We start from the raw sequence: 16,697 nt of genomic DNA, 5'->3' as shown, positions 1-16,697 counted from the left end.
AATGTCTGAAGGTTTAGTACAGGCTGCGTATATTTTAGCAGCATTACTTTTCATTATGAGCTTGGCAGGACTTTCTAAACATGAAACTGCTAAAGCGGGTTGTTGGTTCGGTATTGTTGGTATGACAATTGCCCTTATCGCAACCATTTTTGGACCTCATTCTGAAGGAACATTTTGGATCATTATTGCAATGATCATCGGTGGTGCAATCGGTGTTCAACGTGCATTAAAAGTAGAAATGACTGAAATGCCAGAACTTGTGGCGATTCTTCACAGTTTTGTCGGTTTAGCGGCTGTACTCGTAGGCTTTAATAGCTATGGTTTACACCATGAGGCATTAATGCCTGAAGGATTAGATGCAGCAGCACAAGCCGCATTTGTGGCAGAGCAAGCGGTATTAACGAATATTCATAATGTCGAAGTATTTTTAGGTATCTTTATCGGTGCAGTAACTTTCACTGGTTCAGTTGTCGCATTTGGTAAATTGAGCGGAAAAATTAATTCAAAAGCATTAATGTTACCGCATCGCCATAAATTAAATTTAGCCGCACTTGTGGTATCTGCATTATTGATGGTTGCATTCTTGAATAATCCAGAAAGCATTTTCCCTGTGTTATTAATGACAGCGATTGCGCTTGCATTTGGATGGCACTTAGTGGCATCAATCGGTGGGGCAGATATGCCAGTTGTGGTATCAATGCTTAACTCTTATTCAGGTTGGGCAGCGGCTGCAGCAGGTTTTATGTTGAATAATGATTTGCTCATCGTTACAGGTGCGCTTGTTGGTTCTTCTGGTGCAATTCTTTCTTATATTATGTGTAAAGCAATGAATCGTTCATTTGTGAGCGTAATTGCGGGTGGTTTTGGTAACGATGTTCAAGTTTCTTCAAGCGAAGAACAAGGCGAACACCGTGAAACTACGGCAGAAGAAGTGGCTGAATTGTTGAAAAATGCAAGTTCTGTAATTATCACGCCAGGATATGGTATGGCTGTGGCACAAGCACAATATCCAGTCGCTGATATTACGGCAAAATTGCGTGAACGTGGTGTGAACGTTCGTTTTGGTATTCATCCTGTTGCAGGACGTTTACCCGGTCATATGAACGTGCTGTTAGCCGAAGCAAAAGTGCCTTACGATGTGGTACTTGAAATGGATGAAATCAACGACGATTTCGCTGATACCGATGTGGTATTGGTTATCGGTGCGAACGATACGGTAAACCCAGCTGCGATGGAAGATCCAAATAGCCCAATCGCAGGAATGCCAGTGTTAGAAGTATGGAAAGCACAAAATGTGATTGTGTTCAAACGTTCAATGGCTGTAGGTTATGCAGGCGTACAAAATCCATTATTCTTCAAAGAGAATACGCAAATGCTCTTTGGTGATGCAAAAGATCGTGTTGAAGACATCTTAAAAGCATTATAAAAAAACACGTATAAAAATAACCGCACTTTGGGTTGCTTAAGTGCGGTATTTTTTTATGGTATTTAGTGACTATCTTCAGGATATTCCAAAATTTCTGAACACAAGCCCAATCCAGATAAAAATTCAATAAATGCCCGTACTTTTATTGGCAAATGTCTTCTGTTTGGATAGAGCACATGAATTTCTAATTTTTGTTGCTTATATTCTGGCAATAATTCGATAAGCTCGCCTTTTTCAAAGGCGCTACCTAAAATAAATTTTGGTAAATTAGCAATACCCAATCCCGCTTTTGCCATATTTAATAAGGCAAAACCGCTATTGCTTACCACTTTGGATTGGATTTTGAAACGTTGGGTTTGATTTATCCGTGAACCAACCCAATTTACCTGATTCATTGAATTTTTATAAAGTAAGCCATTATGATGTTCTAAATCATCAGGCGTTTGTGGAATACCATTCGCTTCAAGATAATTAGGCGATGCTACAAAATGAACAGTAGTAGTTCCTATTTTACGTGAAACCAACGAGCTATCTTCCATATAACCAATACGAAGAGCAAGATCATAGCTTTCGGATAATAAATCGATTTTCTTATCATTAAATTCGACTTCAATATGCAAATGAGGATGCTTAGCCATAAAAGTGGGTAAATTTGGTGCAATAAAAAGTAAACCAAAATCCCGAGGAACAGAAATCAGTAAATTTCCTTGTAATGAACTGGTAAGCTGAGTAATGCTGGAATCTGCTTCATCTAAATCAAGCAAAATGCCTTGGCAGCGTTGGTAATACATCATTCCTGCTTCGGTAGGCATAATTTTTCTGGTGGTACGTTGTAATAATCGTATTTTTAAATGTTCTTCTAATTGTGAAACTAATTTACTTGCCATCGCTACAGAAATATTTTGCTGCTTTGCTGCCAATGTAAAACTTTGGGTTTCAATGATTTTACAGAAAATAGAAATCGCATTGAGTTTATCCATTTATAGACCTTTTTTGAAAAAATGCTTGATTTTGCCTACATAACTTTGCACTATACCCGCAATTTTATAAAATTCTAGTAATATTAGGTAATCAAATGAGTAAATCCTTAGTGATTGTGGAGTCGCCAGCAAAAGCAAAAACTATTAATAAGTATTTAGGTAGCCAATATGTGGTTAAATCGAGCGTCGGACATATTCGTGATTTACCAACTGTAGGTTCTAGTACAGGCGAAAAAGCTAAACCAATTTCAACTAAAGGTATGGATGCCGAAGAAAAAGCAAAAATTAAAGCAGAAAAGGAACGTAACGCCTTAGTTAAACGTATGGGGATTGATCCTTATCACGATTGGAAAGCAAATTATCAGATTTTGCCAGGGAAAGAAAAAGTAGTTTCCGAATTAAAATCGCTTGCTAAAAAAGCAGATCATATTTATCTCGCAACCGACTTGGATAGAGAAGGGGAAGCGATTGCATGGCATTTACGTGAAGTGATTGGTGGAGATGATGATCGTTTTAGTCGCGTGGTGTTTAACGAAATCACTAAAAATGCAATAAAACAAGCTTTTGAAAAGCCTGAACAATTAAATATGGACCGCGTTAATGCCCAACAAACTCGTCGTTTTTTAGATAGAGTAGTGGGCTTTATGGTGTCTCCGTTACTTTGGAAAAAAGTTGCGCGCGGGCTTTCTGCTGGTCGAGTTCAATCGGTTGCGGTTAAATTATTAGTAGAACGCGAGCGTGAAATTAAAGCGTTCCAGCCTGAAGAATATTGGGAAGTTGCCGTCCTTACGAACAATCAAAATAAACAAGCCATACGTTTGGATGTCACGGATTATAAAGGCAAGAAATTTGATCCAAAGAATCAAAAAGAGGCACAAAGTGCGGTAGATTTTCTTAATGTTTCTGATTACGTTGTCACAAATTTAGACACTAAGCCAACAAGTTCTCGCCCTCGTGCGCCATTTATTACATCAACACTTCAACAAACGGCAAGTACTCGTTTAGGATTTGGCGTTAAGAAGACAATGATGTTAGCCCAACGTTTATATGAAGCAGGTTATATTACTTATATGCGTACGGACTCAACCAATTTAAGTCAAGATGCGCTAAATATGGCACGTAGCTATATTGAAAATCATTTTGGGGCGCAATATTTACCAGAAAAACCAAATTTCTATTCTAGTAAAGAAAATGCGCAAGAGGCGCATGAGGCTATTCGCCCCTCAGATATTCGCGCATTGCCTGAATCCTTAGAGGGAATGGAAAAAGATGCAGTACGTCTTTATGATTTAATTTGGCGTCAATTCTTAGCCTGTCAAATGCCACCAGCACAATATGATAGTAGTACATTGACTGTTTCAGCAGGCGATTATACCTTAAAAGCAAAAGGCAGAATTTTACGTTTTGATGGTTGGACAAAAGTATTGCCACAAATAGGTAAAAATCCTGAAGATCAAGAATTGCCTGTAGTTGCTGTTTCAGAAAAACTTGCTTTAAAAGAAGTGCAACCAACACAACACTTTACTAAACCACCTGCTCGTTTTACTGAAGCGGCTTTAGTAAAAGAATTGGAAAAACGTGGTATTGGCAGACCTTCCACCTATGCGGCAATTATTTCTACTATTCAAGAACGTGGATATGTTCGTACTGAAAATCGTCGTTTCTATGCAGAAAAAATGGGCGAAATTGTAACTGATCGCCTCAATGAATCTTTCGGGGAATTAATGAATTACGATTTTACCGCGAATATGGAAGATACTTTAGATAAAATTGCCTCTGGTTCAGTAAATTGGAAAACTGAATTGAATCAATTCTTCAAGGATTTTTCTAGCCAACTTTCTAAAGCTGAATTAGATGAACTTGAAGGCGGTATGCGCCCAAATAGCCTTGTGGAAACCGATATTAAATGCCCAACTTGTGGTAGAAAAATGGCAATTCGCACGGCAAGTACAGGGGTGTTTTTAGGATGCACTGGGTATGCGTTATCGCCAAAAGAACGGTGCAAAACAACGATTAATTTAATTCCTGAAGCGGAATTATTGAATGTTTTAGATGAATCTTCAGAAACTAAAGCATTAATGGATCGTAAACGTTGTACAAAATGTGGAACGGCAATGGACAGTTATGTAATCGATGCCCATCGTAAAATCCATATTTGTGGTAATAATCCAAATTGTGATGGATATTTAATTGAAGAAGGCTCATTCAAAATTAAAGGTTATGATGGCCCTGTTGTTGAGTGTGATAAATGCGGTGCAGATATGCATTTAAAACTTGGTCGTTTTGGCAAGTATATGGGATGTACAAATTGTGATAACACGCGCAAAATTTTGAAAAATGGCGAAGTTGCACCACCGAAAGAAGAGCCAGTACATTTCCCTGAGCTAAAATGTGAAAAATCTGATGCGTACTTTGTATTGCGTGATGGTGCAAGTGGCGTGTTTATGTCAGCCCATAACTTCCCGAAATCCCGCGAAACACGCCCAGTTAAAATCTCAGAACTTGTGCAATATCGCGAGCGTTTACCTGAAAAATTAGCTTATTTAGCGGATGCACCACAAAAAGATCCTGAAGGGAACGAAGCGATTGTTCGTTTTAGTCGTAAAGAGAAAAAGCAATATGTGACTTCTGAAAAAGAGGGAAAAGCGACTAAATGGATTGTTGATTTCACCAACGGAAAATGGGTTGAACGAAAAAAATAACAAGAAAAGTGCGGTAAATTACCGCACTTTTTTGTTTGTAATAAATTTTTTAGATTATCTGAAGATTAAAGGCTTGTGATAAGTTCATTAATTTTATTTTTCGCAGATGATTGTGCTTTTTCAATGGCTTCAGCACCCAATCCAATGCCTTGTGCATAAACAAATTGCACATCTGTGATACCGATAAAACCTAAAATTGATTTCATATATTGTGTTACTAAATTTTCTTCATCATACAACCCACCAAATGCACATAACACAATGACTTTTTTGCCTTTCAACAAACCTTCAGGACCCTTTGCTGTATATTGGAAAGTAACGCGCGGACGTGCGATAAAATCAAAATAGCTTTTTAATTGTGTTGGAATGTTTAAATTATACATTGGCGCACCAATTATTAATGTCTGTGCGTTTTTTAATTCTTCGATTAATTCATCAGACAACGCCAGAAGTTGTTTTTCTTCTATTGTTTTTGGTTCCCCACGCACAGCAATTGCAGCTGCGGTATCAAAATATGGAAGCGGTTGTTGAGATAAATCGCGTACGATAATGTTATTACCTTGTAATTTTTCGACAGCGTAATCAACTAATTGATTAGTCTGAGAGTTATTTCCTGAAATGCTAGATTTTAATACTAATACGTTGCTCATTTTTATTCCTTAACAGTGTATTTAAAAGTGCGGTTATTCTAGCCTTTATTTTTAGGATATAAAGCCCCTAGTCAGAAAAACATTATTTCCTTTCTGTAAAATATGTGCATTTATTTAACAATACCTTAAGAAAGTGATAGAATTCGCCACGCATTTTTTGCCTAATTTCGCTCGTTCAATGGTAGGAATGAAGCCAAGTAGGGCAAAAGTGCGGTTAATTTTTATAGAATTTTAAACGAACACGTCACCTTTCGTATGGGTGACCACTGTATAAGGAAAAAACAATGCCAATTATTACTTTACCTGACGGTTCCCAACGTCAATTCGATAATCCTGTTTCTGTTCTTGAAGTCGCACAAGATATTGGTGCGGGTCTTGCTAAAGCCACTATCGCAGGCCGTGTAAATGGAGAACGTCACGATGCGTGCGATATTATCGAGCAAGATGCAACGTTAGAAATTATTACTGCAAAAGATGAAGACGGTTTAGAGATTATCCGCCATTCTTGCGCTCACTTGCTTGGACACGCTATTAAACAATTATTCCCAGATGTAAAAATGGCAATTGGCCCAACCATTGAAAATGGCTTCTATTATGATGTAGATTTAGATCGCTCTTTAACCCAAGAAGATATTGATACAATCGAAAAACGTATGTTGGAATTGGCAAAAACCAATTATGACGTCGTGAAAAAACGTGTTACTTGGCAAGAAGCGCGTGATACCTTTGAAAAACGCGGCGAGCCATACAAAATGGCAATTTTAGATGAAAACATTGAACGTACTGCAACGCCTGCGTTATATCATCACTTAGAATATATTGATATGTGCCGTGGACCACACGTGCCAAATATGCGTTTCTGTCAGCATTTCAAATTACAAAAAGTCGCTGGTGCGTACTGGCGTGGCGACAGCAAAAACAAAATGTTACAACGTATCTATGGTACGGCTTGGGCGGATAAAAAACAACTTGCTGAATATTTAACACGCTTAGAAGAAGCGGCAAAACGTGATCATCGTAAAATTGGTAAAGCATTAGATTTATATCATATGCAAGAAGAAGCGCCAGGTATGGTATTCTGGCACAATGATGGCTGGACAATTTTCCGTGAGCTTGAAACTTTCGTGCGTACTAAATTAAAACAATACGATTATCAAGAAGTAAAAGGCCCATTTATGATGGATCGCGTGTTGTGGGAAAAAACAGGTCACTGGCAAAATTACGCAGATTTAATGTTCACAACTCAATCTGAAAACCGTGAATATGCAATTAAACCAATGAACTGTCCAGGACACGTTCAAATTTTTAATCAAGGTTTAAAATCTTACCGTGATTTACCAATCCGTATGGCGGAATTTGGTTCTTGCCATCGTAATGAACCATCAGGTTCTTTACACGGTTTAATGCGTGTGCGTGGCTTTACTCAAGATGATGCGCATATTTTCTGTACTGAAGATCAAATTGAGAGCGAAGTAACTAGCTGTATCAAAATGGTGTACGACATTTATAGCACCTTTGGTTTCACTAATATTGCAGTAAAACTTTCTACTCGCCCTGAAAATCGTATCGGTTCAGATGAAATGTGGGATCGTGCGGAAGCAGGTCTTGCAGCTGCATTAGCACATAACGGCTTGGAATATGAAATCCAAGAAGGCGAAGGCGCATTCTATGGTCCAAAAATTGAGTTCGCACTACGCGATTGTTTAGGTCGTGAATGGCAATGTGGTACTGTTCAATTAGACTTCGCGTTACCAGGTCGTTTAGATGCAACTTATGTAGCAGAAGACAATAGCCGTAAAACCCCTGTAATGATTCATCGTGCGATTTTAGGCTCAATTGAGCGTTTCATTGGTATCATTACTGAAGAATATGCTGGTTTCTTCCCTGCGTGGTTAGCTCCAACCCAAGCAGTTGTGATGAATATCACTGATAGCCAAGCTGACTATGTACAGAAAGTCGCAAAACAGCTTTCCGATGTAGGTTTACGCGTGAAAACTGATTTACGTAACGAAAAAGTGGGCTTCAAAATCCGTGAACATACTTTACGTCGCGTGCCTTATATGCTCGTTTGTGGCGATAAAGAAATCGCAGAAGGCAAAGTGGCTGTACGTACACGTAAAGGTGCAGATTTAGGCTCATTTACAGTGGAAGAATTTGCGGAAATCTTGAAAAATCAAGTAAGAAGCCGTGAATTAAAGTTATTGAATGAAGAGTAATACTTCTCAAAAATAACCAATATAATTTACTGTTTAAATAGTAATTTCAATTTAACGGTGATCGTTTAAGCGATCGCCGTTATTTTTATCTCTTTCAGATCTATTGAGATTTCATTTATTTTCTAATAAGTAGTTGCTTTTAATACGCTGACAAATCTGCCTGATTTTTTTAGAGCTTTTTGCGCCAACGCATCTATTGTGGCTTTTGTCGCTAACTGATCTAAATGTTGATCGGTATAAATAGCATCTGGATTATCTTGTTGCCAGTAACTTTCTTCAATAATTGAAGCAATTGAAACTAAAGAATCAAATTCACGTCGAATCTGAGTATGTTGTTCCGCTAGTTTTTTACGTAATAAATTTTCATCAATGCTATTTTTTACAATATCATCTAGCACCTGATTTGTAAGATGCGTAAGTTCCTCTACGCGCTTAGGGTCGCAACTAAATTCAATTTTTCCCTCAATTTGTGGTGTATGAACATCTTGCATAAACCAACTATTTACAGAATAAATACCAGAAACTTTTTCACGTAGAATTAAGCGTAATTTTTCTTGCACAATATCCGCAAGAATATTGAATAAATATTTTTGTTCCGCTCGCCAAGTATTATCTGCGGTAAGGTATATTTCTACATCAGCTCTCGGTTCTTTCAAGCCATTCATAATAAATGATTGAGTTGGTGTATGAATAATAGTTGGGACAAAGTGACGTATCTGAGTTTTTGATTCAACTGAAGCTAAATAACGTTCTGCCAATTTCTTTACTTGATTAAGTTCAATATCGCCAATAATAAAATAGGTAAAATCTGTTTTATTTAAAATATAACGTTGATAAGCGTTACTTAATTGGTTTTTATCAAATGCTAATTGCTGTGCTTGTTTTTGACTATAGACAGTTTCAATATTTGGAAAGCGTAGTTTTGAAACGGCTTGCATAAATTGTGTTTCTAAATCAATTTGTTTGAAATAATCACGGGTTTCACGTCGATATTTTTCTAAGGCAAGATCGGATATAGGCGAAGAACGTAATTTTAAGCGGAACAATGTTAGTAAATTTTCCAAATCTTTAGGTTTAGATACACCAGTAAAACCTTGTTTATCATCATCAATCACAGTTGCAATTACCAATGGATCACGCGAAAAAATTTGATTAACCGCAGAAAGAGAAAGTTCTCCAACACCTGTTTCATCAACTACACTAACGGCAGCACGTAATAAGTGATAGTCCTTATCTGGGATAGAACGTAAACCACCTTGAGTAACAGCACGAAAATGTACTTGATTTGGAGTTTTGTCACTATAGTGGTAGATCAATTTACTTCCATTACTTAAACGAAATTCATAAATATCGCCACGATCCCAGTATTTTTCTTGAGAAAGTGAGCCTGTGTTAAATGTTAAGTGCGGTAATTTTTCGAGTTGTTTTTTTTCATCCCATTGATGTTGTTGCATTTCCATTGCATTGTTCCAACGAGTTTCTATTTCTACTACATCAAAAGGCAAGGCTTTTTGTGGCAAAGGTTGAGTGATTAATAGTAATTTTGCTTTTAATGCTAAGGTTTGATTTAACGTGCGTTGTAAATCAGCTAATGTAATTTGAGATAAAAAACGTTTATTGAGTTCATAACGATCATTTACGCTCAATACCACTTGCTTATTTGCCACAGAAGTAATGAGATCATCGGTAATTTTTAAACTACCAGAACGAATATTTAATTGTTTTTCATTGAGTTGAGTTAAGCGTTTAATCTCGCCGTTTAATTCATTTTGAGTAAAACCTTGTTGTTTTATACTGGCAATAAAGGCAAATAATTTATCTATTGTTTTTGAATATTGTGTATCTATAAGCTGGAGAGAAAAAATGCTTTGTAGTGTTTCTTTACCTAAATGAGTACGATAAAAATTTGCAGAATCTACGCCATTTTCTGTTTCCTTTTCCCATTGCTGTAAACGTAAGTTAAGCAATCGAGTGGTAATTTGCTGAATTAATTCTTGTTTATAACTCGCTAATGTATTGGTTTCAATTGCATTTTCAAAAAAACTTAATTCAATACTCGGAATTGTTGTGCCTTGTTCAGAAATAGAATCTAATCGCCATTTGTTGATAAGAGGAATATTAAAATCAATTTTTTCCAATGTTGTTTTAGTAATTGGGTTTTCTTTGGATAGGTTTTGTTTTAATAGTTTTACTACTTGTTTTGTATCAATATCGCCTACAATAATTACTGACATATTATCTGGTCGATACCATTTGTGGTAAAAATCAGCGACGCGTTTAGCTGAAATTGTTTTAATAATATCCATATCTCCAATTGGATCACGCAATACATAACGAGAACCCGCCATTTCAATAGCACTTTTCTTATTGCCAATACGTAGCATTGGGCTTAAACGTCTCCGCCATTCTTCTTGTACTACACCACGTTCGCCATCCACATCTTTAGGCAAAAAAGTAATATTATTCATCCATTCATTGATGACATCAAAAGCCAATTCTAATTTTTGCTGATTGTTGCTATCTAAATTTAAAGTATAGACTGTATTTTCAAAATCGGTGAAAGCATTAATATCTCGTGCAAATTTCATTCCAAGTTTTTCTAACGCATTAATAATTTGATTTTCTGGATATTTCTTTGAGCCATTAAATGCCATATGTTCAACTAAATGGGCAATGCCTTTTTGATCATCATCTTCGTGCATTGAGCCTGCATTAATTACTAATCGAATATAAACGCGTTCTTTGGGTTCAGTATTTTTTAATACAAAGTATTGCAGACCATTTGATAGTTTACCGTGCTGAATATTTGGATCAAAAGGTAAATCACTATTGGGCGATAGTTCCAAGGATTGACAAGCAATTAGTGAAAAGATAAGCAAAAAAAGTGCGGTTGTTTTTTTCATTATTTTTACCTAGAAAAAAGAAAACTCTACGCTAAATAAAATAAGCGTAGAGTAGGGCTGGTGGATATTTCAAAAGCCCACAAGCCCTATACATTGAAAAAAATTAGAATTGATAGCCAACTTCTAGCCAAAATTCACGCCCAGGCGTATAAACACCGTATTCATCGTTAATGGAAATAGTAGTGACTTTATTTTTACGTGTTTTATTAAGTACATTTAAAATATCTACTTGCATATAAACGCTATGCTTACCCCGAATGGTGGGTTGCCAACGGATACTACTGTCCCATTGTGTATGTCTGCCGTAATGATAGCTACGATAGCGTGGAGGAGCATCGTCGTCATAGTTATCTTCATTAATTGGATCATAACGACGAATTGGTGCTTTCATATACACTTTATTTGACCAAGTAATATCGTAATCTGGTATCGTCATATCAATACCTAGACGAGCAATCCAATCTTCGGTGTTACTATTAACTTGTCGTAACATTTCACGATAAGTCATTAATTTACCATCTAAAAAAACAGGTTTATTCAGATCAAATTCTTCGCCATCAGCTCGTTTTGTATTTAGCCAATCAAAACCAAGTGACATAGTCCAATAAGTTTTACCTAATTTCCAAGGTTCTATATTGTTAAGTTGGAAAGTATAAATATCAACACCAAACGGACGTCCATTAATATAACTACTTTTCTTTATTCCCTTTACAGGCTCTCGTTTCAATATGATACGATTTTTATTATCACGATGAATATAACCGAGTTTGAGTGCTAAATTACCCATATTTTGGTCAAAACTTAAACTTAATTCATCTGCATAAGGGCTTTTTAGGGATGAAAAGTTTTGATGCTGGCGTGTTTGATCATTATTGAGCTTTAAAATACCATTCGCTAATTTTAAAGAAGCAAAAGAACGACCGTAATAACGATTTAAACCTAGTGTAAATCCTGTATTATCCCAAGGACGGTAACGTGCAACAAAGCGCGGGGCGATATTATTATTTTTTAAATAATCATCACGTTCAATGCGAATGCCTGGTCGAAACTCAAATTTACGCCATTTAATTAAATCTTCAGCATAAGCCACAATATTCTGATAGGTGGTTTTAACGCGACCTTTTGATGTTGTACTTTCTGATAAAGGTGAATTATCCATAGTCCCATTTTTCAAAGTAGATGATATTATTTTTGAATGAACATCTTGTGGGCGATAAAATTGGTATTTAGTTGCCTGATAAATTCCACCAATAGAAACAGAATGCTCGGTAGAAGCTAAATAAAAAGGATCCATTACATATTCAGTTGAAAAATGTAAATTATCTTGGGTTAAACGGCTATTACCATATCCGCCTTTTTCGAAATTATAAAGTGGATCATAATTTTCATCTAACACCGATGTTGTTTCAACATTATTCGAGGATGATTTTCGCTTATCTTTAAAACGATCGTATGCTAAAGTATTTGTCCAAACGCCAGAGTTGAATGAATGCACCCAAGCTAGTGTTGTCCCCAATGCTTGATGATAATCGCTTACATTGTTACCTATATTTTCCCTAAAATATTTCAGTTCTTTATAATTTGAATAACGTAAACCGAGTTCAATACGTTCTTTTTCTTGCGGTGTCCAATTGAAATTTAATAAAAGATTATCGGAAAGTCGTTGATGATTTTGTTTGTCTAGTTGCGCTTTGTTATTGGCATTTTCATCAAAACCAATTAAACGATTTTGTTCAATAGATGATGTTCTGCGACTATAGCCAAGAACCATTCCTAAATTATCATTTAGTCTTTTTTCAGCCAAAATATTGAATGTTTGTTTATTGTATTTAGGTTGTAACTCTGCCGCACCAGAATCATCGGGTCTTACTTGTTTAAGTATTTTTTGTACTGAGTCTCCAGCTTCCATTTTTGCCCAAGAGGAATTTGTCGTGCGATATTTAAGTTTTATGCTATCAGTGCCGCTATATTGTTTCGTTTTAGCAATAACGGCACCCCCCATAAAGCCCCCTAAGCTCGCAGAAATATTACTATCTTGTACTTCCACTTTAGAAAGCATAGTCGCATCAAAAAAATAAGCTTGAGTGTGACTAATTCCGGGAACAACTTGCATAGCACCGTCAAAAATACTGTTATCAATAGCAAGATCATTATTTATATTGACATTATCAACAAAGTAGGCGGTTTGATTTGGATCGGCACCGTTAATTGAAATATTTTCAGGCTTGATTTCTCCACGTTGAAAACCATTTTGGTCACTATTTTCATAACGAATATGGGGATTAGAACGAAGATAATCAGTGATGTTACCGTTTGATGTAGGCGTTTTACTTATCTCGTCAGAAGAGAGTGTTTTAACGGAAGAAAGCGATTTATTATTGTCGCCATACACAACAATTTCGGGCAATATATTTTTGTTGGTTGTTGGTTGTTGGTTGTTGGTTGTTGGTTGTTGGTTGTTGGTTGTGTCAACAGTTTGCCCCATAATAAATGGACTGACAAATGTTGAGCAGAATAACAACATTAATGGCTTTTTTTGATACATAGTATAGTTCCCTAAAATAAAAGATAGAAATAAGAATGATTATCATTATATTTTTAAAATTTATGAATACAAGGGGAATTCGACTTAAAATAGGTATCAAAGAAATAAAAAAAACCGCACTTTTAAAAGTGCGGTTATATTCAATTCTGTTTTATGGAAGAAATTATTCTACCCCAACCATTACAGAAGTTGCTTTGATGATTGCGTATGCTTCTTTACCAACTTCTAAGTTTAATTCTTTAACTGCTGCTAAAGACACAGTTGAAGAAAGCACGTTACCGCCACCGATATCAATGTGAACGATTGCATTTACTGAACCGTTTTCGATTGAAACAACTTTACCTTTTAATTGGTTTCTTGCACTAATTTTCATAACATTTCTTTGTTAGTTAGGGTTTAAAAGAGCTTGTATTTTATTCCTTATCTTAAAAAAGACAAGTCATAAGTAAAAACACAAGTGTTTAAAAATTTTTGGAAAATTGACCGCACTTTTATAGGCATTTTGCAGGTTTCGGCAAACCTGCTAATTTTGTGGCTTGTTTTGCAGGGCCTTCAGGAAATAAGCGTTGCAAATAACGGCTATTACCTTTATCCGCACCAAGCTTTTCCGCCATGGCTTTTACCAACATACGGATGGCAGGGGAGGTGTTATATTCTTGATAAAAGTCTCGCACAAAATAAATCACTTCCCAATGGGCATCTGTTAATTCAAGACTTTCTAACTGCGCAATAGAGCGAGCGACATCTTCGTTCCATTGTTGGCTATTAAGCAAATAACCGTCTTTGTCAGTTTCAACTTCAACTTCAATTCCATTGATATTCAACATATTAATTCACTTCTTTAAAGTTAATCATTTCGTTGTTTGAAAAATCAGTTTGATCTTCGTCCTCAAATTGCATTGGCGTGATTTGTTCTTCATCAAATGCGGTATCGCCTTCAATCCCATTAATCATTTGTCCGTGTTTGATTCCTTTGAAATCAAATAATTTTGGATCACTCATATGTGACAATGTAATGTTTTGCATTGCGCTGAACATAGTTTCTAAGCGTCCAGGATATTGGCGATCCCAAGTATTGAGCATTTCTTTTACAACTTGGCGTTGAAGATTTGGTTGTGAGCCACATAGATTACAAGGAATAATCGGAAATTCTTTCGCGATAGCATATTTTTCAATGTCTTTTTCTTTGCAGTAAGTAAGCGGACGAATCACAATTTGTTTGCCATCGTCAGAAATTAATTTAGGTGGCATGGATTTCATTTTGCCGCCATAAAACATATTTAAAAATAGTGTCGCTAACATGTCGTCTCGGTGGTGCCCTAAAGCGATTTTGGTTGCACCAAGTTCTGTGGCAGTACGATATAAAATCCCACGGCGTAGGCGAGAGCAGAGTGAACAAGTGGTTTTTCCTTCTGGAATTTTTTCTTTCACAATGCCGTAAGTATTTTCTTGTACAATTTTGTAATTTACGCCAATACTTTCCAAATATTCAGGCAATACGTGTTCTGGAAACCCTGGTTGTTTTTGATCGAGGTTTACCGCAACAATATCAAATTTTATCGGCGCACTTTGCTGTAAATTCAACAAAATATCGAGAAGCGTATAACTGTCTTTGCCTCCGGATAAACACACCATGACTTTATCGCCATCTTCAATCATCCCAAAATCTGCAATGGCGTTGCCTACATTACGGCGAAGACGTTTTTGTAATTTATTGAAATTATAGCTTTGTTTTTTTTCTTGTTGGGCTAACTGGGTCATTCTGTTATCTTTAGTTATTCATGAAAGGCGCACATTATACGTGAAAAATAGGAAAAGTGCGGTCAATTCAAAAGAAGATTTTTAAGATCCGTAAAAAATCCTGTATAATCTTTCCAATTTTTTGTTCAATTTTAACGCTTTGCAATTCAATGATTGAAACATCCCAAACTATTCCTGAACTCGTCTCTTGGGCAAAAGATCGCGAGTTTTCTTTGAATTTACCTACCGAACGCTTGGTTTTCCTACTAGCGATTGCAATTTATAACAACGAACGTTTAGACGGCGAAATGTTAGAAGCCGATCTTGTGGATATTTTCCGCCACACGATGAATGCTTTTGAGCAATCCACCGATGCCATTGCAACACGAGCGAATAATGCAATTAATGAATTAGTGAAACAACGTTTGCTAAATCGTTTTAGTAGCGAATTTACTGAAGGCTTGGCAATTTATCGTTTAACGCCATTAGGTGTTGGCGTGTCTGATTATTACATTCGTCAGCGTGAATTTTCCGCATTGCGTCTTTCAGTGCAACTTTCCATTGTGGCAGATGAAATTCAACGCGCGTCTGATTCTGCAGAAGAAGGCGTGGAGAATAATGAAAGTGAACATTATTGGCGTCGTAATGTGTTTGCGCCATTAAAATATTCCGTTGCAGAGATTTTTGATAGCATCGATCTTTCACAACGCATTATGGATGAAAACCAGCAAAGTATTAAAGATGAAATTGCAGAGCTTCTTACTAAAGATTGGCAAGCGGCAATTTCAAGCTGTGAACGTTTATTAGATGAAACATCTGGGAATTTGCGCGAATTACAAGATACGCTAAATGCGGCAGGGGATAAACTTCAAGCACAATTATTGCGTATTCAAGATTGTGTGATTGGGCGAGATGATTTGTATTTTATCGATCAATTAATTACCGATTTACAATCAAAACTTGACCGAATTATTAGCTGGGGGCAACAAGCCATAGACTTATGGATTGGTTATGACCGCCATGTACATAAATTTATTCGTACTGCCATTGATATGGATAAAAATCGCGTGTTCTCACAACGTTTACGTAATTCTATTCATCATTATTTTGAGCATCCTTGGTTCTTATGGACCGCGCAAGCTGAGCGTTTAGTCGATCTGCGCGATGAAGAAATAGTGCTGCGTGAAGATGATGCTTTAGGCGAATTGCCAGAAGAATTGCAATACGAATCCCTTTCTGATTTACACGATCAAATTGTAGAGCATATGCAAGGCTTACTGATTGCTTATCGTGAAAATAACCGTCCGATTGATTTGAGTTTAGTGTTAAAAGAACAACTGGAAAATTATCCACTTTCTCGTCATTTTGATGTAGCTCGAATCATTGTTGATCAAGCAGTGCGCCTTGGTATGGCAAATAATGATTTATCGGGCATTTATCCAGCTTGGCAAGCAATTAATAAACGTGGCGCAGAAGTGCAAGCGCATGTGATTGATAAGTATTGATTTTAAGATAATTTAAAAGCTAATTTCGAC

General features: G+C 36.5%; 11 protein-coding genes. 4 read left to right on the top strand and 7 right to left on the bottom strand.

All coding sequences use genetic code 11. The features are described from left to right. Position 1 precedes the first annotated feature (1 nt). Positions 2-1,426, top strand: coding sequence for a Re/Si-specific NAD(P)(+) transhydrogenase subunit beta (gene pntB / locus ACPT8Q_RS06585; RefSeq protein WP_005637794.1), 1,425 nt, complete (start codon positions 2-4; stop codon positions 1,424-1,426). Positions 1,427-1,488: 62 nt separating this feature from the next. Here the strand turns inward: pntB and ACPT8Q_RS06580 are convergent, their stop codons facing one another. Further along, positions 1,489-2,406, bottom strand: coding sequence for a LysR family transcriptional regulator (locus ACPT8Q_RS06580; protein ID WP_050847132.1), 918 nt, complete (start codon positions 2,404-2,406; stop codon positions 1,489-1,491). Positions 2,407-2,501: 95 nt separating this feature from the next. Between ACPT8Q_RS06580 and topA the strand changes: the two genes are divergently transcribed. After that, complete coding sequence (gene topA, locus ACPT8Q_RS06575) at positions 2,502-5,108, top strand: type I DNA topoisomerase (protein ID WP_050949208.1); 2,607 nt, start codon at positions 2,502-2,504, stop codon at positions 5,106-5,108. A gap of 65 nt (positions 5,109-5,173) precedes the next feature. Here the strand turns inward: topA and ACPT8Q_RS06570 are convergent, their stop codons facing one another. Beyond that, complete coding sequence (locus ACPT8Q_RS06570; protein ID WP_050847130.1) at positions 5,174-5,758, bottom strand: FMN-dependent NADH-azoreductase; 585 nt, start codon at positions 5,756-5,758, stop codon at positions 5,174-5,176. Between the two features lie 284 nt (positions 5,759-6,042). On the opposite strand from ACPT8Q_RS06570, the gene thrS reads away from it, so the two are divergent. Then, the gene (thrS, locus tag ACPT8Q_RS06565) at positions 6,043-7,974 is read left to right on the top strand and encodes a threonine--tRNA ligase (RefSeq protein WP_050949207.1); all 1,932 of its coding nucleotides are present in this window, start codon (positions 6,043-6,045) and stop codon (positions 7,972-7,974) included. Positions 7,975-8,096: 122 nt separating this feature from the next. Here the strand turns inward: thrS and ACPT8Q_RS06560 are convergent, their stop codons facing one another. From ACPT8Q_RS06560 to ttcA, 5 genes are all read right to left on the bottom strand, one after another. Beyond that, positions 8,097-10,877 carry a M16 family metallopeptidase gene (locus ACPT8Q_RS06560; protein ID WP_050949206.1) on the bottom strand — a complete coding sequence of 927 codons (2,781 nt, stop codon included), beginning with the start codon at positions 10,875-10,877 and terminating at the stop codon, positions 8,097-8,099. A 103-nt stretch (positions 10,878-10,980) separates the two neighbouring features. Further along, entirely contained in the window at positions 10,981-13,422 is a 2,442-nt protein-coding gene (locus ACPT8Q_RS06555) for a TonB-dependent receptor plug domain-containing protein (protein ID WP_076773276.1), read from the bottom strand. A 163-nt stretch (positions 13,423-13,585) separates the two neighbouring features. Beyond that, positions 13,586-13,795 carry a TOBE domain-containing protein gene (locus ACPT8Q_RS06550; protein ID WP_005631673.1) on the bottom strand — a complete coding sequence of 70 codons (210 nt, stop codon included), beginning with the start codon at positions 13,793-13,795 and terminating at the stop codon, positions 13,586-13,588. A gap of 118 nt (positions 13,796-13,913) precedes the next feature. Continuing rightward, complete coding sequence (locus ACPT8Q_RS06545) at positions 13,914-14,249, bottom strand: TusE/DsrC/DsvC family sulfur relay protein (RefSeq protein ID WP_050949204.1); 336 nt, start codon at positions 14,247-14,249, stop codon at positions 13,914-13,916. Between the two features lies 1 nt (position 14,250). After that, on the bottom strand, positions 14,251-15,183 hold the full coding sequence (ttcA, locus tag ACPT8Q_RS06540) for a tRNA 2-thiocytidine(32) synthetase TtcA (protein ID WP_050949203.1): 933 nt from the start codon (positions 15,181-15,183) through the stop codon (positions 14,251-14,253). A gap of 149 nt (positions 15,184-15,332) precedes the next feature. Here ttcA and mukF point away from each other — a divergent pair, with 149 nt between their 5' ends. After that, positions 15,333-16,667, top strand: coding sequence for a chromosome partition protein MukF (gene mukF / locus ACPT8Q_RS06535; RefSeq protein ID WP_050949202.1), 1,335 nt, complete (start codon positions 15,333-15,335; stop codon positions 16,665-16,667). Positions 16,668-16,697 lie beyond the last annotated feature (30 nt).

It is taken from the genome of Haemophilus sp. HN_Hi10, assembly GCF_049821985.1.
Classification (GTDB): Bacteria; Pseudomonadota; Gammaproteobacteria; order Enterobacterales; family Pasteurellaceae; genus Haemophilus; species Haemophilus influenzae_D.
The sequence above is the reverse complement of the archived record's forward strand: the minus strand, read 5'-3'. Positions and strand labels throughout refer to the sequence as shown.